This is a genomic window from Arthrobacter terricola, from assembly GCF_004354015.1.
GTDB classification, from domain to species: domain Bacteria; phylum Actinomycetota; class Actinomycetes; order Actinomycetales; family Micrococcaceae; genus Arthrobacter; species Arthrobacter terricola.
Genome location: NZ_SMRU01000025.1, coordinates 64,895 through 85,848 on the forward strand (window position 1 = coordinate 64,895; position 20,954 = coordinate 85,848).

Below are 20,954 nucleotides of genomic sequence, written 5' to 3' on the forward strand. Positions count from 1 at the left end.
CCCTCTCCGGCGCTCCAACACTGCAGGCAGAGACGGGGGACCCAGGTCTCCGGGCAAGCGCTCTTGTTGAGCCGGCCCTAGGGGTGAAGCCGCGGCGCCACGATTCTCGATGGCCACGGCCGGATGACCTCATCCGAATCCGACAGCTAACTCCGCAGGCGTCGAGAGGCAATCAACCATGTCTGGTTCCAGGAATCAGTCGCGCTCTGTTGCGCGCCACCGCGGCGAATATGCCCGGAATAACAAGTCACGTTCCACCCTGAAGCGAGCTGCCGCCAACCTCGGTCCGGGCCAGCGCATGGCCGTCGTCGCCAGCGTTGTCGCGGTATTCCTCGGTGCCGGCGCCGCAAGCCAAGCGGGAGCGTTCGGTGGCCAGGACATCAACCGCACCGCCGAATCGCAAACGGCCACGGCAACAGCAAGCCCAAGCGCCTCGCCTAGCGCCACCGCGAGCGCGAAGCCGAGCCCTTCCGCGTCGCCGAGCAAGGCTCCCACTCCGTCGAAGTCGGCTGCCGCACCGGCGCCCGCCGCACCGGCGCCCGCCGCACCGGCGCCCGCCGCACCTGCACCAGCAGCCCCTGCCCCGGCAGCTCCCGCTGCACCTGCCGCCCCCGCTGTTCCGGTTGCCGTCGACGATCCCGCAGGTGCCCAGGCTTACGCTGCAAGCATCCTGCCCTCCTACGGGTGGGGCCCGGGCGAAATGTCGGCCTTGATCACCCTGTGGAACAAGGAATCGGACTGGCGCACCACGGCTGTCAACGCTTCGAGCGGCGCTTACGGCATTGGGCAGTCTCTGCCCGGCGACAAGATGGCTTCGGAGGGCGCCGATTGGCAGACCAACTACCAGACCCAGATCCGCTGGGGCCTGAATTACATCAAGGAACGGTACGGCTCGCCGTCCGCGGCGTGGGCATTCCACCTCGTCAACAACTGGTACTGAAACGGCTTTGCGTTGAGGTTCGTCCCTCCCGGGATGGACCTCAACGTGGTTAACGGGTATCCCCCGACTTCCACAGGTGCGTCACAGGTTCCGCCTAAAGCCTTCAAATTCGGACGCGCGAACCTTGATACATGACGCTCATCGAACCCACCACAGGAACCCATAAGGACCCCGCGGTGGTGCCGCCGGGCCTTCCCGACAACCGGACCATGACCAGCGTGCGCCGCGGACCCGTAGACATCCGCAGTGCCGTACCCGTCCTCGATGTCACCATCCCGGTCTTCAACGAGGAACGCGACCTCGAAGAATGCGTGCGAAGGCTCCACGGCCATTTGCGCGATTCCTTCCCGCATGGTTTCCGCATCACGGTGGCGGACAACGCCAGCACGGACAACACCCTGAAGATCGCCGAGCGCGTGGCCCGGGAATTGCCGGAGCTCGTGGTTGTCCACTTGGCGGAAAAGGGGCGCGGCAATGCCTTGCGCAAGGTGTGGCTCGCTTCGCCGTCGCCCGTCCTGGCCTATATGGACGTGGATCTTTCCACCGACCTCGCAGCTCTCGCGCCGCTCCTGGCGCCCCTGATTTCCGGCCATTCGGACCTCGCGATCGGCACGCGGCTGACGCGTAACTCGCGGGTTGTCCGCGGGCCGAAGCGCGAATTCATCTCGCGAAGCTACAACCTGATGCTGCACTCCTTCATGGGTGCCCGGTTCAGCGACGCGCAGTGCGGCTTCAAGGCGATCCGCGCCGATGTGGCCCAGCGGATCCTCCCGCACACCATGGACAACTCGTGGTTCTTCGACACCGAACTCCTGGTCCTCGCCGAACGGTGCGGGCTGCGCGTCCACGAAGTGCCGGTTGACTGGATCGACGATCCCAACTCGAGCGTCGACGTCGTGCGGACCGCCTTGGCGGACATCCGCGGCATGGTCCGGCTCACACGGGACCTCGTGTCCGGGCGGATCCCGGTTCCGGAGCTCCGGGCGGCCCTCGCGCGCGGTCCGCTCCCGGCGTCGTCCCGCACCGCGGAACAAACTCCGCGGAGCAGCCTCTTCGGGCAATTGGTCCGCTTCGGCGCTATCGGTGCCGCCTCGACCCTCGCGTACGTTCTCATCTTCGTGCTCTTCCGCACTTTCCTTGACCCGCAGTTTGCCAATTTCCTGGCCCTGCTCATCACGGCCATCGCCAACACCGGCGCAAACCGGCGCTTCACGTTCGGCATCCAGGGCGGCAATCCGGTCCGCCACCACTTCGAGGGCCTGATCGTCTTCGGCATCGGCCTTGCGCTCACCTCCGGGGCACTCGCCTGGGTGCACAGTACGACGACGCCGGAACGCTGGGGTGAACTCCTCGCCGTCGTGGGGGCGAACCTCGTGGCGACCGCGGTACGGTTCCTCTTGTTCCGTTTGTGGGTCTTCCGGCTCCCGGCGAACGTCCCAGCGCAACCGGGCAGCCCAGCGCAACCGAACACAAACCAGCCCGCGACTACTGAAGAATCCACCACAGAAGCCAGCACGCTCACAGAAACGGCAGCATCATGACTTCCACGATCACTCCCGCAGGCACGGGTTCCGACGCTGCGGAGACACCCGAATCGACCCACGGCCGACGCTCCACCGGTTCCTCGAACCCCGGCGCTGGAAGTTCCCGCTGGACACGGATCGCGTTCGGCAAGCAACCCCGCTGGGTGCGCCCCTCGGCCGCCGGCCTCCTCGTAGCCACCGCCTTCTTGTACCTCTGGAACCTCGCTGCGACGGGGTATGGAAACTCCTTCTATGCCGCGGCCATCCAGGCTGGCACGAAGAGCTGGACGGCGCTCCTGTTCGGTTCGCTCGACGCCGGCAACGCCATCACCGTGGACAAGCCGCCTGCCGCTTTCTGGATTCCGGGTCTCGTGGGCCGGATCTTTGGCTTCTCATCATTGAGCATGCTCATTCCCGAGGCACTCATGGGCGTGGCCGCCGTCGGGATCCTTTACCTGACTATCAAGCGCGTGTCCGGACCGGCCGCGGGCCTGTTGGCTGGCGGCGCCTTGGCGCTGACTCCCGTTGCCGCCCTCATGTTCCGCTTCAACAACCCCGACGCGATGCTCACCCTGTGCTTGGTGCTCGCGGCCTACTTCACAACCCGTGCCATTGAGCGCGCGGGCTGGAAGTGGCTTGTTGCGGCCGGCGCGATTGTTGGTCTCGCGTTCCTGAGCAAGATGTTGCAGGGCTTCCTGATTGTGCCGGGACTGGGCCTCGCCTATCTTTGGGCCGCGCCCACTACGCTGCGCCGGAGGCTGCTCCACTTGCTCGGAGCGCTGGGCGGCATCGTCGTCGTGGCAGGCAGCTACGTCGCGCTCTTCCAATTGACGCCGGCATCTGCACGGCCCTACATGGCGGGTTCCACCACCAACAGCTTCCTTGAACTCACGTTCGGCTACAACGGCTTGTCCCGCATCACGGGCTCGGGCGAAGGCATGCCCGGAGGTGGCCGTGCAGGAGCCCCGGCCGGCGGTACGCTCGGCGACTTCAGTGGTGCCGGATTCGCAGGCGGCGGCTTCGGCGGTGGAGGTGGCGGCTTTGGCGGCGGCAACTCCGGATTCGGCGGAAGCGCCGGACTCGCCCGCATGTTCGGCACCAGCTTCGGTGGCGAAGTCTCGTGGCTGCTTCCTGCCGCACTGATCCTCCTCGTGGCCGGCTTGTGGTTCACGCGCCGGGAACTGCGCACCTCGCGGACCCGGGCATCGCTCCTCCTGTGGGGCGGCTGGCTCCTGGTCACGGCCGGGATCTTCAGCTTCATGAGCGGAATCGTGCACCCCTACTATTCAGTAGCGCTCGCTCCGGCCATCGCGGCCCTGGTTGGCATGGGCGCCGTCGAGTTGTGGCGCGGCCGGTCATATTGGCCCGCCAGGATCGTCCTGGCCGTGGTGGTGCTCGGCAGTTCGCTCTGGTCGGCTGTGCTCCTTGGCCGCGACGCCTCGTGGCTTCCCTGGCTGCGCATCGTCGTCGTTGTCCTCGGGGTCATCGCCGCCGCGGCGATCTTGCTCCGGCTCGATTCCCTGCGCCTGGCAGGCCGGTTGCGTCCCGCGGCTGCCGCGGCAGTCGTCGTCGTATCCCTCCTGGCAGGGGGCCTCGGCACCGCGGCATGGACGCTCGCGACGGCGGCTACCGCGCACTCCGGTTCCATACCGACGTCGGGCCCTTCCGGTGCCGGCATGGGCGGTTTCGGCAACCGAGCCGGGGCGTTCGCCGGACGCGACTTCCGTACTGACGGCACGGACACGTCCGGAACGGCGGCGCAGAACCAAGCCGGCCCCGGTGGCGGTTTCGGCGGCCCCGGCGCGGAGGGCACCACCGACTCGGCACTGACCTCGTTGCTGCAATCCACCACCACGAAATGGTCGGCGATTGTCTCCGGCGCAACCCAGGCGGCCAGCCTCGAGCTCGCCACGAACACCAACGTCATCGCCCTGGGCGGCTGGAACGGCGGCGATCCCTACCCGACGCTCGCGGAATTCCAGGACATGGTTTCGAAGGGCCAGATCGGCTACTTCATCGAAGGTGGCGGAATGGGCGGCGGCATAGGCGGACGCGGCGGCAACTCCGAGGTAGCTTCCTGGGTCCAGGCCAACTTCCAAGCGCAGACGGTGGGGAACTCCACGGTCTACAAACTGACGAAATAGCCCGCTATGTCCAGCTACTACTACTCCACGGACCTCGGGTCCAGGCAGGAACGGCACGCTCCGCCGTCGAACGCGGAGCGGCCGGAAGCGCCGAAGCCGGCAGCGGCAATCAGGACCTTCCCGCAGGCCTTGCGGCACCGCATTGAGCTGGCCCTGGTGCTCCTCGCCACGGCGGTACTGTACTTGTGGAACCTCGGTGCATCCGGCTGGGCCAACGCGTTCTATTCCGCCGCGGCCCAGGCCGGTTCGCAGAACTGGACCGCCTGGTTCTTCGGATCCTCCGACGCCGCCAATTCCATCACGGTGGACAAGCCGCCCGCGTCCTTGTGGATCATGGGCCTTTCCGTGCGGCTCTTCGGGCTGAACGCCTGGAGCATCCTGGTTCCCGAGGCCCTGATGGGCGTTGCCACGGCTTGGTTGCTGTACCTCGCGGTTCGCCGCGCGGCGGCCCCGGCCACGGGAGATCCGAGGCTCGCGCACCGGGCCGGACTGCTCGCAGCAATCGTCATGGCGATCACCCCGGTGGCCACCCTGATGTTCCGGTTCAACAACCCGGACGCATTGCTGGTGCTGCTCATGACGGCCGCCGGCTACGCCACGCTCCGCTCCATCCAACAGGAGCGCTTGCGCTGGCTCCTGCTGGCGGGCGTGTTCCTGGGGTTCGGCTTCCTCACGAAGCAACTCCAGGTGCTCCTGGTGGTTCCGGGATTTGCCGCAGCGTACTTGTTGGCCGCGCCTGGTGGAATCGGACGCCGGTTCCTTCGCCTGTTGGGGGCGGGCGCGGCCATGGTGGTTTCGGCTGGTTGGTGGCTCGCCGTCGTCGAGTTCGTTCCGGCGAACATGCGGCCGTACATCGGCGGTTCGCAAAACAATTCGATCCTGGAGCTCACGCTCGGCTACAACGGACTTGGTCGGCTGAGCGGCGACGAGACAGGCAGCGTGGGCGGCGGAAACGGCTGGGGCGTTCCAGGCCTGTTCCGGATGTTCAACAGCGAATTCGGCGGGCAGATCGCCTGGCTGCTGCCGTCCGTGCTGATTCTCGGCGCAGGATTGTTGTGGCTGGGGCGGTTCGCTCCGCGCAACGATTCCGTTCGTGCTTCCGTGGTTGTGTGGGGTTCCTGGGTGCTCGTGACGGGGCTGGTGTTCAGTTTCATGGCCGGCATCATCCACCCCTACTACGCGGTAGCGCTGGCTCCGGGGATCGCGGGACTGGCCGGGCTTGGTGGCGTGCTTTTGTGGCAGCATCGGCGGCAGCCGGTCGCCTCGGTGCTGCTCGCCATCGCCGTTGCGGCTGCCGGGTACACGGCCTTCGACCTCCTGGGCCAGTCCCCGTCGTTCGTTCCTTGGCTTCGTTGGACCGTCCTGCTCGGTTCGCTCGTGGCCGCCGTCGGGCTACTGCTCCCGGGACGGTTCACCTCGCGCTTCCTGACGCGTACGACGGCGGTACTCGCCCTCGCTGCCTCCCTCGCCGGTCCGCTGGCGTACTCGGTCGCCACCGCCTCGGTGCCGCACAGCGGGGCGATCGTCAGCGCCGGTCCATCGACCAGTTTCGGTGGCTTCGGCCCGGGCGGATTCGGTGGCCGGTTCGGACAGAATGGCCAGAACAACGTGCCCCAATCCATCCAACGGCCGGGAGCCCAAGGCGGCTTTGGCGGGAACCGGCAAGGTGGCGGCATGGGTGGACTGCTCGGGGCCACCACGCCGTCGTCGGACCTGGTGACCGCACTGAAAACCGACGCGTCGAAGTACACGTGGGCGGCCGCCGTCGTCGGTTCCAACAACGCGGCAGGCTACCAATTGGCGACTGAACTGCCGGTCATGGCTGTCGGCGGATTCAACGGAACCGACCCCTCCCCCACCCTTGCGCAATTCAAGGAGCTCGTGGCCCAAGGCAAGATCCACTACTTCATCACGGCAGGAATGATGCAGGGCAGCAGCGGATCGGACGATCCTGCGCAGATCGCCCAATGGGTAGCGGCGAACTTCCAGGCGCAGACCATCGGAGGGACCACGGTCTACTCGCTCGCCGGGTGACGCTAAAACCGGAGTTCGATGACCCGGCGGCCCGAGCCGTCCAAAGCGGCTGTGGCGGTAACCGATGAGTAATCGGGGATCTGCCACAGCCCTTCGGCCGCGTCTCCCCCGTTTTCGCCGACCACCACGGTAGCCATGCCTGCAGCCCTGGCCGAAGCGATTCCAGCCGGCGCGTCTTCGAAGACAACAACTTCGGAAGGCTCGACGCCAAGGAGCGCGGCGGCCTTGAGGTAGCCTTCGGGATCCGGTTTTCCGTGGGTCACGGCTTCGGCCGTGACCGCCGTGGCCGGGAATTCAAGGCCGGCAGCGTGCATCCGCAAGCCCGCGAGGACCCGGTCGGCGGACGTGACCATCGCGACGGCGTCGGCCGGCAAGGACTGCAGCAACTGCTCCGCTCCGGGCAGCGCGATGATGCCGTCCGTCCGGGTCCGCTCCATTTCGCCAAGTTCCTCGGTCAACGCGTCAACGTCCGCGTCGGCAGGGGCAAAGCGGCGAACCGTGTCCCGCGCCTGGACGCCGTGGGAGGTCCGCAGGATCTCCTCGAAGTCCAGGCCGTACCGCCGCGAAAATTCGCCCCACACTTGTTCCACGATCGCGGTGGAGTCAACCAAGGTGCCGTCCATGTCGAACAGGACAGCGCGAACGGTCAGGGTTTTCACGGTTTCAGTTGGCAGGCTCATCTATCCATGGTGCCCGGACGGACGGTCCATTGCACAAATTTTACGGGCAGCCCGGGTTTACGGCGGCCGGGCTTTTACGGCGGAAGTCCTAGCCGTTGGGCCGGTGCGGGATGTACTGGACGGCCCATTTGTTGCCGTCAGGATCCGCGAAGTACACGAAGTGGCCCCAGTCCTGGACGTCGATATCGCTGACGTCCACGCCGTTCGCCTTGAGCTGGTCGTGGGCCTCCTGGATGTTGGATACCACCATTTGGAGGCTGGGAGCCGTGCCCGGAGGGGCGTCGTTGAGGCCTTCGCCGATGCAGATGGAGCAAGCCGAGCCGGGCGGAGTCAATTGGACAAAGCGGATGCCGTCCATGGGCCGCTCGTCGTAGTCGGCGTTGAAGCCCACCCTGTTGACGTAGAAATCCTTGGCGCGGTCCACATCGGACACGGGGACAAACACAAGTTCAAGTTTCCAGTCCATGCGCCACAGGCTATCGGCGGAGCCGGCAAACCGGTAGGGGGTTAATCTTGGCAACGCGGGGTCACCTACGGCCCGTTTTTAGCGGCAACATGGGCCGTAGGTGACCCCACGTTTACTCAGGCACCTTGCAGGGAAGGCTCGACGACGGCGCCGGCCGGGGTGCCGGCGCCGTCTTGGCTTGCGGAAAGCTGCGCTGCCAGAACGCGGGCGCGGGCGCGGGATGGGAGGAGCCAAGCCACCAAAGTGGCCAGGACCAGCACGGACGCACCAACGTAGATCGCCGGAATGGCGGCGTCGACATAGCCGGTGGGCGTGAGTTTTCCACCGGCTCCCGTGAACACTGCAGTCAGGACAGCAACGCCTAGGGCAACCCCGATTTCACGGAGCGTGGAGTTGGTTCCGCTCGCTTTCGCGTGGTCCTCGGCACGCACGTTGGCGAGCACCGCCGTCGACATCGGGGCGAAAACCAAGCCCATGCCGATTCCGGCCGCAATGAAGCCTGGTATCAAGGACTCGTACGGAACGCTCGCGGAAAGGACCCCCGCGAGCCAGAACATGCCAGCCGCGAGCAAGGCGAGACCCGTGATCATCAAAGTCCTGGTGCCGAGCCGTGGTGCAAGCAGACCCGCCAGCGGTGCCACGAACATGGGAGCCAGAGTCCAGGGCATGGTCATGACGCCTGCTGCGAGCGGTCCGTGACCCTGCACCACTTGCAGGAACTGGATGAGGATGAAGACGGAACCGAAGATCCCGAAGCTAAACGTCAGACCGATCAGGTTGGCCATCGTGAAGCTCCGATCGCGGAAGAGTCGAAGGGGCAGCAGCGGCGCAGACACTCGGGATTCCCACAATAGGAAGGCGAGCAACAGGACTCCGCCACCGATCAATGCGCCTAGCACCTGGGCGCTGGACCATCCGGCGTCGTTCCCGCGGACGATGCCGAACACGAGCGCCAGGAGGCCCAGACCGGAAAGCAGCAGGCCGACGACGTCGGCCCGGACGCGGGCACCGAAGCTGTTCGGCAAGGCCACGAGCGCGAGCGGAACAGAGACGATTCCAATGGGGACGTTGAGCCAGAAGATGGCTTCCCAGTTCCATCCCTCCACCACGGCGCCGCCGATCAGGGGACCGAGAGCTACGCCAAGGCCGGAGACTCCACCCCAGATGCCGATTGCAAGCGGACGAAGCTTGTCAGTCACGGAGCCGACCAACAGGGTGAGCGAGAGCGGCATGAGGGCCGCGGAGCCGACGCCTTGCACGGCGCGGGCGGCGATAAGCTGCCACGATTCCGTGCTGAGGGCGGCGGCTGCGGATGCCACGGTGAAGATCGCCAGGCCCGCGATGAAAACGTGCCGGCGGCCGAAGCGGTCTCCCAGGCCGACCGCCAGCAGCATGAACGCCGCGAAGCTCAAGGAGTATGCGTTGACGATCCACTGGAGTTCTTCGACGCTGGCGCCGAGGGCCTTGTGCATCACGGGCAAAGCGTTGGTGACCACGAGGTTGTCCAGGGTGGCCATGAAGACAGGAAGCGAGGCCGCCACGATGGCGAGCCAGACGGGAATGGTGCGTTTCATGATGACTCCACGGGTCTCTGTTGGTGCCACAGTCGTTCTTGTTGTAATCGAATGATTACTTATCAGGAAAAGTTAGTTATCGACTGATAACATGTCAAGTGTGGCGAAGAAAATAGTGGGCACAGACGCCCCGGAATCCCCGGCAATCCAGGCAACCGCCGAACGCATTCCCGCTGCGCGGCGCCGCGAACTCATCCTTGAAGCCGCCACCGGAGTCTTTGCCGAGCGCGGCTACGCCGGATCAACCACCGACCAGGTAGCCAAAGCTGCGGGCATCAGCCAGCCATACGTCGTGCGCATGTTCGGCACCAAGGAAGCCCTCTTCCTGGAAGCCCTTGACCGGGCCCATGGAAAATTGCTGAGTGCGTTCCGCTCCGTGATTGCCGCTTACGACGCCGGAGAACTGGCCGAACAGCTTGGGCAACTTGATCCGGACCAGGGCAACGCCCGGCCACAACAGCTCAAACAGCTCATGGCGATCGCGTATGCGGACCTCGTGGAGGACCGTGGGATCCTCATGATGCTGATGCAGGCCTTCGTGGCGGGCCACGAGCCGGCCATCGGAGCACGCGCCAGGGAAGGATTCCTCGACATCTACCGGCTCGTCCGCGACGAAGCCGGACTGCCGCCGGAAGCAGCCCGCGATTTCCTCGCGCAGGGAATGCTAATGAACACCCTGATCGGCATCCGCCTGCCGGACATCTATCAGCAGGACTCCACAGCGGAGGAACTACTGGAATGCACGCTGCGGGCCAAGCTGCCCCTCGTTCTCAAGGCAAGCCAGGCGCAGCGTCAGGCGGTGTGAGGCTGAGGGGTGCCGTCGCGTCCAAATGCGGGGTCACTTACGGCCCGTTTTTGGCGGCAACTTAGGCCGTAGGTGACCCCGCGTTGCCGCTGAGCTACCCAGTCACCCCGTAGAGACGGTCTCCGGCATCGCCAAGGCCCGGGACGATGTAGGCCTTCTCGTTGAGCTTCTCGTCAATCGACGCGAGCACGATCTTCACGTTGGCATCGGACAGTTCGTCCTCGAGCTTGGCCAGGCCTTCCGGCGCAGCCAGGAGGCAAATGCAAGTAACATCCGAGGCACCGCGCCTGAAGAGGAACTTGATGGCTTCGCGCAAGGTTCCGCCGGTGGCGAGCATGGGGTCCAGGACGAAAACCTGACGGCCCGTGAGGTCGTCCGGCAAGCGCTCGGCGTACGTGATGATGTCCAGGGTTTCTTCGTCACGGGCCATGCCCAGGAACCCGACCTCGGCGGTGGGAACCAGCTTGGTCATGCCCTCGAGCATTCCCAGGCCTGCGCGCAGGATGGGGACCACGAGCGGCGTCGGCTTGGTGAAGGCCGTACCCACGGTCCTGGTTACGGGAGTTTCGATCTCCACGGGTTCGGTCCTGACCTCGCGGGTGGCCTCGTAGGCCAGGAGCGTGACGAGTTCTTCCGTCAGGCGCCGGAAGACCGGGGAAGGGGTGTTCTTGTCCCGCAGTACGGTGAGCTTGTGAGCGACCAGCGGGTGGTCCACGACGAATGTGCGCATGGTTCCAAAACTATCATTGAGGCATGATCCCCACCGAGCCTTATCACGCGGAACACAGGGCCTGGATGGGCCTCGCCCTGGACGAGGCCCGGCGCGCGCTGGACACCGAGGACGTGCCGATCGGCGCCGTCGTACTAGGGCCCGACGGCGGCGTGCTGGGTGCCGGTCGGAACGAACGGGAAGCGCACGGCGACCCCACCGCGCACGCCGAGATCGTCGCTATCCGCCAAGCAGCTGCCGCCCTGCAACGCCACGCGTTGGAGCTCGGCGAAGGCGGCGACGGCTGGCGCCTCGAGGACTGCACGCTCGTGGTGACGCTCGAGCCGTGCGCCATGTGCGCGGGAGCCATTGTCCTGGCCAGGATCCCGCGTGTTGTCTTCGGAGCATGGGACGAGAAAGCCGGAGCCGTGGGATCGGTGTTCGACATCCTCCGGGAACGCAGGCTCAACCACTGGGTAGAGGTCTACCCCGGGGTGCGGGAAGAGGAATGCTCGGCGTTGTTGCGCGATTTCTTCGCCGCCCATCGCAAGTAGCGCCTGCGGGACCCGAGGCCCTTGCAATCCGCGGGGCGTTCGGCGTCAGATGGTGTCAGGCGGCACACCCTAGGAGGACGCCATGACGGTTTCTTTCAACCACACCATCGTTTACGCAACGGACAAGCGCCGTTCCGCGGAGTTCCTGGCCAACGTGCTCGGACTGCCGGAACCGCAAGCCTTGTGGTCTTTCATGACGGTATCGCTCGAGGACGGAGTGGCGCTGGATTTCGCCACGGCGAGCGGCCCGATCTCCCCGCAGCATTACGCCTTCCTGGTGACCGAGGACGAATTCGACGGAATTTTCGCGCGTATCCAAAGGGACGGCATCCCTTATTGGGCGGACCCCGCACGCTCGCGGTCCCAGCAAATCAACCACAACGACGGCGGACGCGGCGTGTACTTCGCCGATCCGGACGGGCATTTCCTCGAGGCGATCACGCGGCCGTACGGTTCGGGGGCGTCATGACTTCCCGGATGCGGGTCACCGCGACCATCACCGGCCAGGTTCAAGGCGTGGGATTCCGCTATTCAACCCTGCACGAAGCCCGGCGCCTGGGATTGACGGGCGAGGCGTACAACAACCTGGACGGCTCGGTGCAGGTGGTTGCCGAAGGCGATCGCGAGTCCCTTGAGTCCCTGGTGGAATGGTTGAAATCCCGACACACCCCTGGCCGCGTGCGAGACGTTGAAGCGATGTTCACGCCGGCCACCGGGGAGTTCCCGGGGTTTGGAGTGGGCTGAGCCTAGGAACCCGCCGCTTCCAGCGCGTCGATGCGTTTTTGCCGCGACGCCGGCGAGTCCAGGCTGAAGGAACGGAAGTCGCCCAGGTCTTGGCGGATCCAGTCCTGCACTTCGGCGATCCTTGTTGTCACCGCGGCAGTGGGCTTCGCGAAGGTCCACGCCGCGATCCTTTCCTTCGCGGGATCGTACTGCCACAATCCGATGATCCGTCCGCGGTCGAGGATCGGGTGGTCCGAAAGGTCGGCTTGCAACGCCACCGTCGTATCCATGACCTTCCGGCCGCGGTCCTCGTCAGCGAACATGTCCCCCGAGTTCCGGCGCAACAGCACCAGGGAATCCGTCCCGGCCAGGAGTTGGATTTGTTCCTCCCGCGGCGGCGTGAACGCGGAAAGGCGCTCGACGTCGTCGGGCAGCATCCACAGCGCATCGCCCGATGCGGTGGACACCTCGGCGGCACCGACGGCGGCCAGGGCCGCCTTGCTCTGCGCCACTGTGAACCCGGTGAACCATTGGCTTTGCTTGAGCGTCGCCCCGCCGGTCCACCGAAGGTACCGCTCGACCAGGCGGGCGCGCGCGGCGTCGTCGTCGAGGGTGCTCTGCGGCAAGGACCAGGCTGTGTAGGCGTAGCGCTGCTGGTCGAGCCGTCCGTTGAGGGGCACGCGACGGATGCGGCCATCGGCTTGCAGGAGGCCCAAGGCTGTGGGGAGGGTGGTGGCGGCGCCCTTTTTCTTGCCTTCTTCGCCGAGGCTTCGGACGGATTCACCCAGTTCATCCTTGAGCTGCTTGGGGTCCATGGGCTCGCTGGATTCCTTGAGCGTGTGCAGCACCTGCTCTTCGAGCAAAGTGATCTCACCGCGTTCGACGCCGAGCCGCGCCAATACCTTGAACGGCGCCACGGCGGCGTCCCTGCCGATCTGGAGGCCCCACGCGAAGTCATCCTGGCCGAGGACGTAGGTGCAGCCGCGGGCTGTGGGAAGCTCGTGGATCCTGAGCCCGGCGACATCTCTGTCAACTTGCCCGCGCCGGATCCCGGCCCGGGCGAACAGGGTCAAGTAGGGGTTGGCGCCGCCCACGGAACGGGCCCAACCGGCATGGTCCAGGACGTCCTCGGAGCTTTTGCCGGAGAGCGATCCATCCAGGCCTTGCCTGTGCCATGCCCAGGCGCGGAGCAGTTCCGGAGTCAACGTTTGGGTGGAAAGCACGGCGGGCGTCATGGCCCCATTCTCCACCCCAAGCCGCCCTTCGGCGCGCGCTACAGCGGAACCGCACACGCGTCGAGCACGATCGACGCCGTTGAGTCCCAGCCGGGGAGTCCATCCCGCGCGCGGAGGGCCGCAGTCCGCCATTTCCGCCGCAGCGCCGCATCGCGGAGCCAGCCGTCGAGTGCTTGCACGAGTGGTTCCGGGTCATCGCCGATAGCGATTGCCTTGCCCGCCCCCGAACCGCCGAGTGCCTCCACCGCCCCGGTTCCATCCCGGACGAGCGCCGGAACGGCATGGGCAAGCGACTCAACCACTACCATTCCGAACGATTCGGACCGTGAAACCAACACGCTGAGGTCAGCCGCGCGCCACTGCTCCTCAAGCGCCGGTCCGCTTAGTTCCCCGGTGACGGTAATGCGGTGCTCCAGTCCGGAGCGTACGACGGCGGCCCTCACCTTCGCCGCGTAGGCCGGGTCGGCGTCGTCGCTGCCAACGAAGGCGGCGGTCCACGGCAAGGCACGAAGCCTTCCCAACGCCTCCACGAGCAGCAGTTGTTCCTTGTTGGGCAAGAGCGCGGCGACGCAGACGATCCGCAACGGATCGGACCCATGGGCTACAGCTACGTGTTCCGTGCCGGGCCTGGCCACCACCACCTTGCCGCTGCCCTCTTCCGGATGCCGTTCTGCCAGGTCCGCGGCCGCGAAGGAACTCGTGCAGATCACCCCGGTGGCGGCCTTGAGTGCTTGCGATTCCAGTTCGTGGTGTTCCGGCAGGCCCATGTGGGACAAGATCCACACGCGAACCGAGCGCCGCGTCGCCTCGGCGATCTCGGCGGGGGCTCCCCACGCCACCAGGCCGTCGGCAATTACTGTTGTGGCGCCGTCGAAGGCTCCGGCCAAGCGGCGGCGGTCCGCCGGCCGCCCGACCGGCCAGTCGCCGTCGACGGCTCGCATTTCCACCGAGGCACCCAAGGCGGTGAGGCCGCGGGCGAGTTTGGCGTTGTAAGTATTGCCGCCCGAACCGTGCCTGACGTTGCCGGGGACGATGAAGCGGATGGCAACCATGCTGCCGCGCTAGTCGCCGCCGAGTTGGAGGGAGTAGCCGGCCCAGGCGTCCGGATTCTCGCGGAGGACCACGTCCAGTCCGGTGATTGCCTGGCCATCCGGGATGCTGCCGAGTTCGTGTGCGACGGCGTCCGCGATGTGTTTCGCGAGCGCCTCCGTGGTGCTCAGCTTGCCTTCGAAGGCGGGGTGCTCGTCAAGGTTCCGGTAGTTCAGCTCGCCAAGGACCCCCTCCAGGATCGTCCCGGCCGCCCCGATGTCCAGGACGATGGCGTCGTCGTTGAGCCCAAGGCGGCGAAACGTCACTTCGGCAACAAACGTTGCCCCGTGCAGTCCTTGGGCAGGACCGAATGCTTCGCGCGGAAGGCTGTGAGCAACCATGAAATGGCGGCGGACGGTGAGGCTGAACAATCCAGTTACTCCTTGTTATAGGTGACCAAGCGGCAGAGCTCGTCCCGTTCGCCGTTGGCCAACTCGTCGAACGCCTCCGGAAGGTCCTCGAATCGCGACTCACCGGTCAGGAAAGCATCGAACACCGGATCCCGCAAAAGGGACACTGCCAAATCCAGGCGTTCGCCTGTGGTCCGGCGGTGCCTGCGTGGACGGGCCACCACCCCCACTTGGCTGGCACGGATGGTGAGGCGCCGGGCGTGGAAGTCCTCGCCGAGCGGCAAGGAAACTGCCCGGTCCCCATACCAGGACATCTCGATGATCTCGCCCTCGTCGCCGGCCAAACGGAGGCTCTTTGCGAGGCCTTCATCCGTGGCCGAACAGTGGAAGACGATGTCGCAATCGCGGGCCGCGTCCTCGGGAAGGACAAAGTCCAGGCCCAGGGATTCGACGAACCCGCGCTTCCTGGGATTGGACTCAAGCAATTGCAGACGCTCCAAGGGGAAGCGGCGCAACAGCGCCGCCGTCATCCCGCCTACCAAGCCACCCCCGACGACGGCGATCCTGTCGCCGAGGCGAGGCCCGGCATCCCAGAGGGCATTGAGGGCGATTTCCACGATGCCGGTGAGGACCGCGCGTCGGGCGGGAACGTCGTCGGGCACCCGGGTCAGGGCAGAAAGCGGCACCACGTAGCGGTCCTGGTGCGGGTGGAGGCAAAACACCGTCTGGCCGGCCCAGTCCTCCGGGCCCTCTTCAACGACGCCAACCGACAAGTACCCGAACTTCACCGGCGCCGGAAACTCACCCTCCTGGTGAGGCGCACGCATCTCCTTCGCGATCCGCGGAGGAACATGCGACTCGTGGACCACGAGTTCCGTGCCCCGGCTAATACCCGAATAGAGAGTCCGGACCATGGCTTCATGCTCCGCGGGCCGTGGAAGTTCCTCCCGGCGCAGCTCCCCTTGGCACGGGCCTACCGTCCAGTAGGCCAAGGCGGTGGTTTGGCTGGTGGGTGCGGGTTCGCCTGGGGGCGTTTGCCCGGTGTTTTGCGACTTCTTCGGGATAGTCATCCTGCTTAGGAATCTAGCGTGGCTGCCGCGATTCCGGAAGTGTGCCATCGCCGTTTTGGGGAACCGGGCCTCACTCCGGTACCCTATTTCAGTTGGTGACGTGTCCGAGCGGCCGAAGGTGCAACACTCGAAATGTTGTTTGGTGTAAAAGCCAACGTGGGTTCAAATCCCACCGTCACCGCCAAGTAGCGAGGCCCCTGGTTCCCTTTGTTTACAAGGGATCGGGGGCCTTTTGCTTTGCCGGAGTTACGGGTTTGCCCACATTTTGCCCACACCCGCTTTTGAGACGGCGTTATCCAGGGCGTCTGAAACTGAGTCAAGGTCGCCGTCAAACAGGTCCGCGTAGGTGTCCAGCGTCATGGCCGCGGAGCTATGCCCGAGCATCTTCTGGACTGCCTTGACGTTCGCGCCGGCAGATACGGCAAAACTCGCCGCCGAGTGCCGGAGGTCATGCGGCGTCACCCGCGGCACCCCGGCCCGCTTCACTGCGCCGGCAAACCAGCTCATGTTGTCCTCGTGCACTCTTGCCAGCCGAAGGTGGTGCCCGTTTTCGCCAGGGAACACCAAATCATCCCGCCTTTTTCCCTCACACTGCCGCGCAAGCTGCTCCTCCAGGAACCGCGGGAAGGGCACTGTCCGTTTCTTGTGGTTCTTTGGCGTGCCTACCTCGATCAAGGAACCAACCTGGACGGCGTTCTCTTCGATCATGAAGCGTCGCCGCAGCATATCAACGTGCTTGACCCGGAGGCCTGTAGCCTCACCCCATCTCAGCCCGCAGTAGGCGAGTACCAGGACCAATGCCGGGTACTTGCTGGCGGCCGCGAGCGCATGCACCTGCTCATGGCTCAGGTAGACGTGTGGCTTCTTCACCTTCCGCGGGAGGGAAACCCCTCGCGCAGGGTTACTCAGTGTGCGCCTGTCACTCACGGCGTCATCCAGAATGGCGGCCAGCACCCCGTAGGCCCGGATAACAAGCGTTGCCCCTTTGGGCTTTCGCGCCGGCGCCGCGTCGAGATCCCCGAGAGTCATTTCCGATACCCACTGCTGCACGGCCGTCTTCCGTACATCGGCCACGGCCACACTGCCCCAACGAGGCTCCACATGGTTCCGCCAGGCGGATTCCACAGGCCGATAGGACGACGGCTTGAGATGCGTCTGACGGGCAAGCCACGCAGCCCCCAGCGGCCCAATCAGCGCCCTGGCTGCCGTGGCATCGATGAACTCGCCGCGAGCCTTTGAGACTTCCACGCTCGCCAGAAATAGCTCAGCATCCCGCTTGGTTCGGAACCCGCGCTTATCCGTCTGGCTCCGGTCGGGCTTCCTATACCGCACCCGATAGCGACGGCCGGCCTTTGTCTCATAGGACTCAATCGTTGCCATCGCCGGACTGTTCTTTCGCGGCGTTCTGATCAACCAGGGTCTTGATAATCGCTTCGAGCTCGTCCACTCGTGAATTGAGGCCCTTGAACGTCAACGTACTAATTTTGGTGTTCCCTGCCTGGACGAAGTCCGGGCGGATCCCCAGCACGTAGTCATCGCTGCGTACGCCGCTGTCGATCGGGGTTATCCCGTCCGCCCACTCCCAAACCTTCATCAGGTCAGCTGGGTCGGCTCCGGTCACGGCCACCGGTTCATCGAGCGACTTTGGAAACAACAGTGCGTTTGGGTTGACGCCCAGGACGACCGCCAGGGCCACGAGATCATCAACATCGACCCGCCTGACGCCGGCTTCGATCTTCTGTATTCCGCTCGCGGAAATTTCGTGCCCGACGCCTCTAAGCCTTTGTTGAAGTTCCCGCAGGGTGATATTCCCCCGCAAACGCTTCAGGTTCCGGGCGACGGTCTTGCCGGTCGGGCCAATGTCATGTCCTCGCAGCCGTTCTCCGCTATGTACCATATAAGAAACGATACACGCTACATTGACAACAAACGTCTAATTTGACGTGGCGTCCTCCCAAGGGAATGAGGCTTCATGGAATCGGAACTGCTGACCGCAGCAGAGCTCGCAGCCAAGCTCCACAAGACGGCACCCGCACTGGCACAATGGCGCTACAAAGGGATAGGCCCTAAATTCGTGAAAATCGGCAGCGGCGTCCGCTATCGCGCCAGCGATGTAGAGGCATGGCTTGACGCACAGACGCGCACGCAGACAGGCCAGGTAGTCCCGAGCGTCTAGGGCGTGTCTAATCGCCACCGTTTCTGACGCTTGATCACAACGTCGTGCTGCCCCGAGCTGCCGTGCCCATGAATGACCAAATGCATCTTTGCTGGTTGTCATTCTGATAGTCCATCGTCGCTGGGGCAGATCCTCCGCGCAACCAGGGCGCGTTGCGCCGACGGCTACCGAAAATTTCGTTCGGCGCTCCTTCGTCGCTTATCTCCTCGCGAAGTTTTCGGTGTCCGCCGGTTCCCCAAGTTGCACTCCGGAACCCTTGCCCAGCGTTGGGTCCCCTATCCGAAGGACGCCCGAATCTAATGGCCACTTTGGATCACCAAAAGACAATGGGCTGCCTGACTATTCCGTGCTCAGTCGGACCATCCAGGCCCGGGCCGCCATCTCCCTCGCTCGCGTGAGCCGTTAAGCAGCGGATTGAGGCAGATCCCGACGTGCTCCAGGGCCGCGTCGATGGTGTGGAGCGTCTTGGCTATCTTGGTCTTGCGCGCAGTGGCGCTGTAGCCGGCCGACCACTGTGGCCCAGGGGACACCATCTCCGCGGGGAGCTGCATGCGTCGCCGACTGCTTTCCGAGTGCAGGGCCCTCGAGACCGGCACGGCGTCAAACTCGCAGGTCGAGATGATCAGCGCCAGGTCGACCAGGTCGCGGTAGCGCGAGGACGGGTTCTGAAGGTCGCCATGGAGCTCGTACATCGCGCACACCTTGTCGGCCACCTGATCGGTGAGCGGGTACAGCACGACCTCCGGGAGTTCAGCCAGGCCAGGAACGTCGACCACAGGCTTCGGCCGAACCCGCTCGGGCGCGGCCAGGAGGTGCAGCTCGCGCGCCAGGTCGATCGGGAAACTGTCGTACTTGGCGCCGATGTAGGCATTGACACGGATCTCGACGACCGGGTTGGTCCGGCTGTACGAGACCCCGTCCTCGATGACGAAGGTCAGGTGGTCTCCCTCGCGTGGAGCCGTGAGATCCCGGAGCTCGGCGATTGCCTCCCCGGCTGACAACTCACCCAGATGAAGCAGGTCTAGATCCTTGGAAAATCGTGCCTCCGCAAGGCGCATCAGCAGGCTCGCCCCGCCCTTAAGAACCCATTTACCATCGGGGGCAAAGAAGATCAGCGCAAGGAACCGCTGGAACAAAAACTCCCGTCGCAGCTCCCCGAGGGCCCGCCCGCGGGCTTTGGCCTCGCTCTTGAGCCGGTCCTCCAGCGCCCGTCGGAAGGCATTCGCGCTGGCGTAGTGGGTTGAGCCGTTGACCATACTCACTCGCTGTTCTCCTGCTTCCCGGGTTCGAAATCTGGCAGCTTGATGGACTCACTGATCGTTCGGGCAAGCCGGGACATCTCGGCGATCTCCGCGCTCTGCTTGGCAAGCCGCTGCACGGCTGGAGAGTTGGCGAGGGCGGCCTGCTGCCTGACGAGCTCTGCGGCCGCCTTCATCGCTGGCGAGTTGGCGAAAGCGCCCTGCTGCCTGACGAGCTCCGCAGCCGCCTTCATCGCTGGCGAGTTGACAATCTGTTCACTGAGCCGCGCAGCGGGCGCGATCGCGCTCTGGATCGAAGCAAGCTGCTCCGAGAGGCGCTGCAGATTTCTGGAGCTCTCGAGCATCTCGAGAACCGCCGGACTGATCGGCATCGCACCAGCAAGTTCGACAGCTCGACCGATAGGCACGGAAACACCGGACTCCTGGAGGAATCGCGCGAGGAGAGCCTCACCATCACCCACCCGTACGCCGTAGTGGTGCGCGTAGGGTCGGAGCGCAGCGGCGAGCTGCTGGTCATCGACCTGCCGTCGAGTGAGCGCATCTCGCACCACGCTCGCCAGGTGCCCGCCGTCAACATGATCCGCGGCGAGGTCGGCCACGGTCCGGAGGACCGAGGTCACCGGAAGGCCTTCCACAGTGGTCCATTCGCCCGGGCCGATCTGGCCGCGGTGGAGCCGGACATCCGGCCGCCGGGTCTGTTTGCGCGTGCCGATGATGAACTCCAACCGATCCGCCTCGAGATCCCCGAGCTCGTGGAGTACCGCTGCAGAACGGTAGGCGACCGCGATCGGGTCCTTGTCGCGAAGGCGTTCGCTGGCGCGGCGAGTCGGGTCCAGGGCAAGCCAGGCCGCACGGAGGTCATCGAGAGGCGACGGCGGAGTTCCCGCAACCCGGTGAACGCCGTGCGTCAGGCGCTCAAGCGCCCCCTGGTTGGTGAGTCGAGCGACAGTCTGGGCAGACACTCCGAGGCCGCGGGCCTGCGAGGTCGTAACTAGGCCCCATTGCTCGGCAGCAAGGTCAGCAAGATCGAGCACATCAGACATCATTCCTCCTCTCGGATACTGCAATAGTATACCCATAAGATAGTTTCGCAGTATCGACTGCGTGAAATGCAGAGCAGCGGACGCCCGGGTACGGCCGCCTGAAGAATGGCTCTATACGCCCTGTCCGAATGCGGTGGCTTGCCTCGGTCCCAATGGGTCGCGTGTACCTGGGAAGAGCATGTCGCGCCTTTCATGGTCCAGTCCGGGCCGCCCTTGATTCCGGGCATGGCTGAGTCCGATAGAGCCCCTACCGTATTTGCCGAGTACCTGTTCCAGCAAGTGGCCGATGCAGCGTTCTTCCGTCCGGTTTCTCGAAGATGGCCAGGGCCTTATCGTTCCCGCTCGGCCGCAGATCGGTGACCAAAATGCCCGTGGTGGATCCTGGGGATCAGGGTGTGCGCGGCTTTGGTGAGGATGCGGTGGGCATCGGCAACGCGACGCACACGGACAGGTAGAACGTGTCGCCGGGACGGTAACAGGATGTCGCGGAATCCCACCGACACACTCGCATGTAGAGCTCGGCGGGAAGGACGCCCAAGAGACTCTCCCTGCGGGCACCTACGCGCGACCACACGCCGAC

Annotated in this window: 21 protein-coding genes, 1 tRNA gene and 1 riboswitch; of the genes, 10 read left to right on the top strand and 12 right to left on the bottom strand. The window is 65.1% G+C overall.

What is annotated here, in order from left to right:
* A riboswitch (cyclic di-AMP (ydaO/yuaA leader) is annotated at positions 1-175 on the top strand.
* A gap of 3 nt (positions 176-178) precedes the next feature.
* The 4 genes from E1809_RS19160 (at position 179) to E1809_RS19175 (ending at position 6,641) form a co-directional block, all read left to right on the top strand.
* A complete protein-coding gene (locus E1809_RS19160) occupies positions 179-940 on the top strand; it encodes an aggregation-promoting factor C-terminal-like domain-containing protein (RefSeq protein WP_133205835.1) in 762 nt (253 codons plus the stop codon).
* A 131-nt stretch (positions 941-1,071) separates the two neighbouring features.
* Positions 1,072-2,481: a bifunctional glycosyltransferase family 2/GtrA family protein gene (locus E1809_RS19165; protein WP_133205836.1), complete on the top strand. Its 1,410-nt coding sequence runs from the start codon at positions 1,072-1,074 to the stop codon at positions 2,479-2,481.
* Entirely contained in the window at positions 2,478-4,607 is a 2,130-nt protein-coding gene (locus E1809_RS19170) for a glycosyltransferase family 39 protein (protein ID WP_133205837.1), read from the top strand. Before E1809_RS19165 ends, E1809_RS19170 begins: the two co-directional genes overlap by 4 nt.
* A 6-nt stretch (positions 4,608-4,613) precedes the next feature.
* Complete coding sequence (locus tag E1809_RS19175; protein ID WP_133205838.1) at positions 4,614-6,641, top strand: ArnT family glycosyltransferase; 2,028 nt, start codon at positions 4,614-4,616, stop codon at positions 6,639-6,641.
* Positions 6,642-6,643: 2 nt separating this feature from the next.
* Here the strand turns inward: E1809_RS19175 and E1809_RS19180 are convergent, their stop codons facing one another.
* From E1809_RS19180 to E1809_RS19190, 3 genes are all read right to left on the bottom strand, one after another.
* A complete protein-coding gene (locus E1809_RS19180) occupies positions 6,644-7,321 on the bottom strand; it encodes an HAD-IA family hydrolase (protein WP_133205839.1) in 678 nt (225 codons plus the stop codon).
* A gap of 88 nt (positions 7,322-7,409) precedes the next feature.
* Positions 7,410-7,787 (bottom strand): VOC family protein, encoded by a 378-nt coding sequence (locus E1809_RS19185; RefSeq protein WP_133205840.1) that lies wholly within the window; start codon positions 7,785-7,787, stop codon positions 7,410-7,412.
* Positions 7,788-7,903: 116 nt separating this feature from the next.
* Positions 7,904-9,361, bottom strand: a complete 1,458-nt coding sequence (locus E1809_RS19190) for an MFS transporter (protein ID WP_133205841.1) — start codon at positions 9,359-9,361, stop codon at positions 7,904-7,906.
* A 100-nt stretch (positions 9,362-9,461) separates the two neighbouring features.
* Here E1809_RS19190 and E1809_RS19195 point away from each other — a divergent pair, with 100 nt between their 5' ends.
* A complete protein-coding gene (locus E1809_RS19195) occupies positions 9,462-10,166 on the top strand; it encodes a TetR/AcrR family transcriptional regulator (RefSeq protein ID WP_205754256.1) in 705 nt (234 codons plus the stop codon).
* A 94-nt stretch (positions 10,167-10,260) separates the two neighbouring features.
* Here E1809_RS19195 and upp read toward each other — a convergent pair whose 3' ends face one another.
* Positions 10,261-10,896: a uracil phosphoribosyltransferase gene (gene upp / locus E1809_RS19200; protein ID WP_133205843.1), complete on the bottom strand. Its 636-nt coding sequence runs from the start codon at positions 10,894-10,896 to the stop codon at positions 10,261-10,263.
* A gap of 23 nt (positions 10,897-10,919) precedes the next feature.
* Here upp and tadA point away from each other — a divergent pair, with 23 nt between their 5' ends.
* From tadA to E1809_RS19215, 3 genes are all read left to right on the top strand, one after another.
* A complete protein-coding gene (gene tadA / locus E1809_RS19205) occupies positions 10,920-11,429 on the top strand; it encodes a tRNA adenosine(34) deaminase TadA (protein WP_133205844.1) in 510 nt (169 codons plus the stop codon).
* Between the two features lie 82 nt (positions 11,430-11,511).
* Positions 11,512-11,898, top strand: a complete 387-nt coding sequence (locus E1809_RS19210; protein ID WP_133205845.1) for a VOC family protein — start codon at positions 11,512-11,514, stop codon at positions 11,896-11,898.
* Positions 11,895-12,173 carry an acylphosphatase gene (locus E1809_RS19215; protein ID WP_133205846.1) on the top strand — a complete coding sequence of 93 codons (279 nt, stop codon included), beginning with the start codon at positions 11,895-11,897 and terminating at the stop codon, positions 12,171-12,173. The genes E1809_RS19210 and E1809_RS19215 overlap by 4 nt, the downstream gene beginning before the upstream one ends.
* A 2-nt stretch (positions 12,174-12,175) precedes the next feature.
* On the opposite strand, the gene E1809_RS19220 is transcribed toward E1809_RS19215, so the two are convergent.
* From E1809_RS19220 to E1809_RS19235, 4 genes are read right to left on the bottom strand one after another with little or no spacing between them, the layout of a single operon-like run.
* A complete protein-coding gene (locus E1809_RS19220; RefSeq protein ID WP_133205847.1) occupies positions 12,176-13,387 on the bottom strand; it encodes a DNA glycosylase AlkZ-like family protein in 1,212 nt (403 codons plus the stop codon).
* 38 nt (positions 13,388-13,425) lie between these two features.
* Positions 13,426-14,439 (bottom strand): glycosyltransferase family 4 protein, encoded by a 1,014-nt coding sequence (locus E1809_RS19225; protein WP_133205848.1) that lies wholly within the window; start codon positions 14,437-14,439, stop codon positions 13,426-13,428.
* 9 nt (positions 14,440-14,448) lie between these two features.
* Positions 14,449-14,847 (bottom strand): 6-pyruvoyl trahydropterin synthase family protein, encoded by a 399-nt coding sequence (locus E1809_RS19230; protein WP_133205849.1) that lies wholly within the window; start codon positions 14,845-14,847, stop codon positions 14,449-14,451.
* A gap of 5 nt (positions 14,848-14,852) precedes the next feature.
* A complete protein-coding gene (locus E1809_RS19235; RefSeq protein WP_165962394.1) occupies positions 14,853-15,896 on the bottom strand; it encodes a zinc-dependent alcohol dehydrogenase in 1,044 nt (347 codons plus the stop codon).
* Between the two features lie 94 nt (positions 15,897-15,990).
* On the opposite strand from E1809_RS19235, the gene E1809_RS19240 reads away from it, so the two are divergent.
* Positions 15,991-16,080, top strand: a tRNA-Ser gene (locus E1809_RS19240).
* A gap of 62 nt (positions 16,081-16,142) precedes the next feature.
* Here the strand turns inward: E1809_RS19240 and E1809_RS19245 are convergent.
* Both E1809_RS19245 and E1809_RS19250 read right to left on the bottom strand, forming a co-directional pair.
* Positions 16,143-17,276, bottom strand: coding sequence for a site-specific integrase (locus tag E1809_RS19245; RefSeq protein WP_165962395.1), 1,134 nt, complete (start codon positions 17,274-17,276; stop codon positions 16,143-16,145).
* Positions 17,263-17,793: a helix-turn-helix domain-containing protein gene (locus E1809_RS19250; protein ID WP_133205850.1), complete on the bottom strand. Its 531-nt coding sequence runs from the start codon at positions 17,791-17,793 to the stop codon at positions 17,263-17,265. Before E1809_RS19250 ends, E1809_RS19245 begins: the two co-directional genes overlap by 14 nt.
* Before the next feature lie 75 nt (positions 17,794-17,868).
* Between E1809_RS19250 and E1809_RS19255 the strand changes: the two genes are divergently transcribed.
* On the top strand, positions 17,869-18,072 hold the full coding sequence (locus E1809_RS19255) for a helix-turn-helix transcriptional regulator (protein WP_133205851.1): 204 nt from the start codon (positions 17,869-17,871) through the stop codon (positions 18,070-18,072).
* A 350-nt stretch (positions 18,073-18,422) separates the two neighbouring features.
* Here E1809_RS19255 and E1809_RS19260 read toward each other — a convergent pair whose 3' ends face one another.
* Positions 18,423-19,328, bottom strand: a complete 906-nt coding sequence (locus tag E1809_RS19260) for a nucleotidyl transferase AbiEii/AbiGii toxin family protein (RefSeq protein ID WP_235835689.1) — start codon at positions 19,326-19,328, stop codon at positions 18,423-18,425.
* Positions 19,329-19,330: 2 nt separating this feature from the next.
* Positions 19,331-20,377 (bottom strand): type IV toxin-antitoxin system AbiEi family antitoxin domain-containing protein, encoded by a 1,047-nt coding sequence (locus E1809_RS19265; protein WP_205754257.1) that lies wholly within the window; start codon positions 20,375-20,377, stop codon positions 19,331-19,333.
* Between the last annotated feature and the right edge of the window lie 577 nt (positions 20,378-20,954).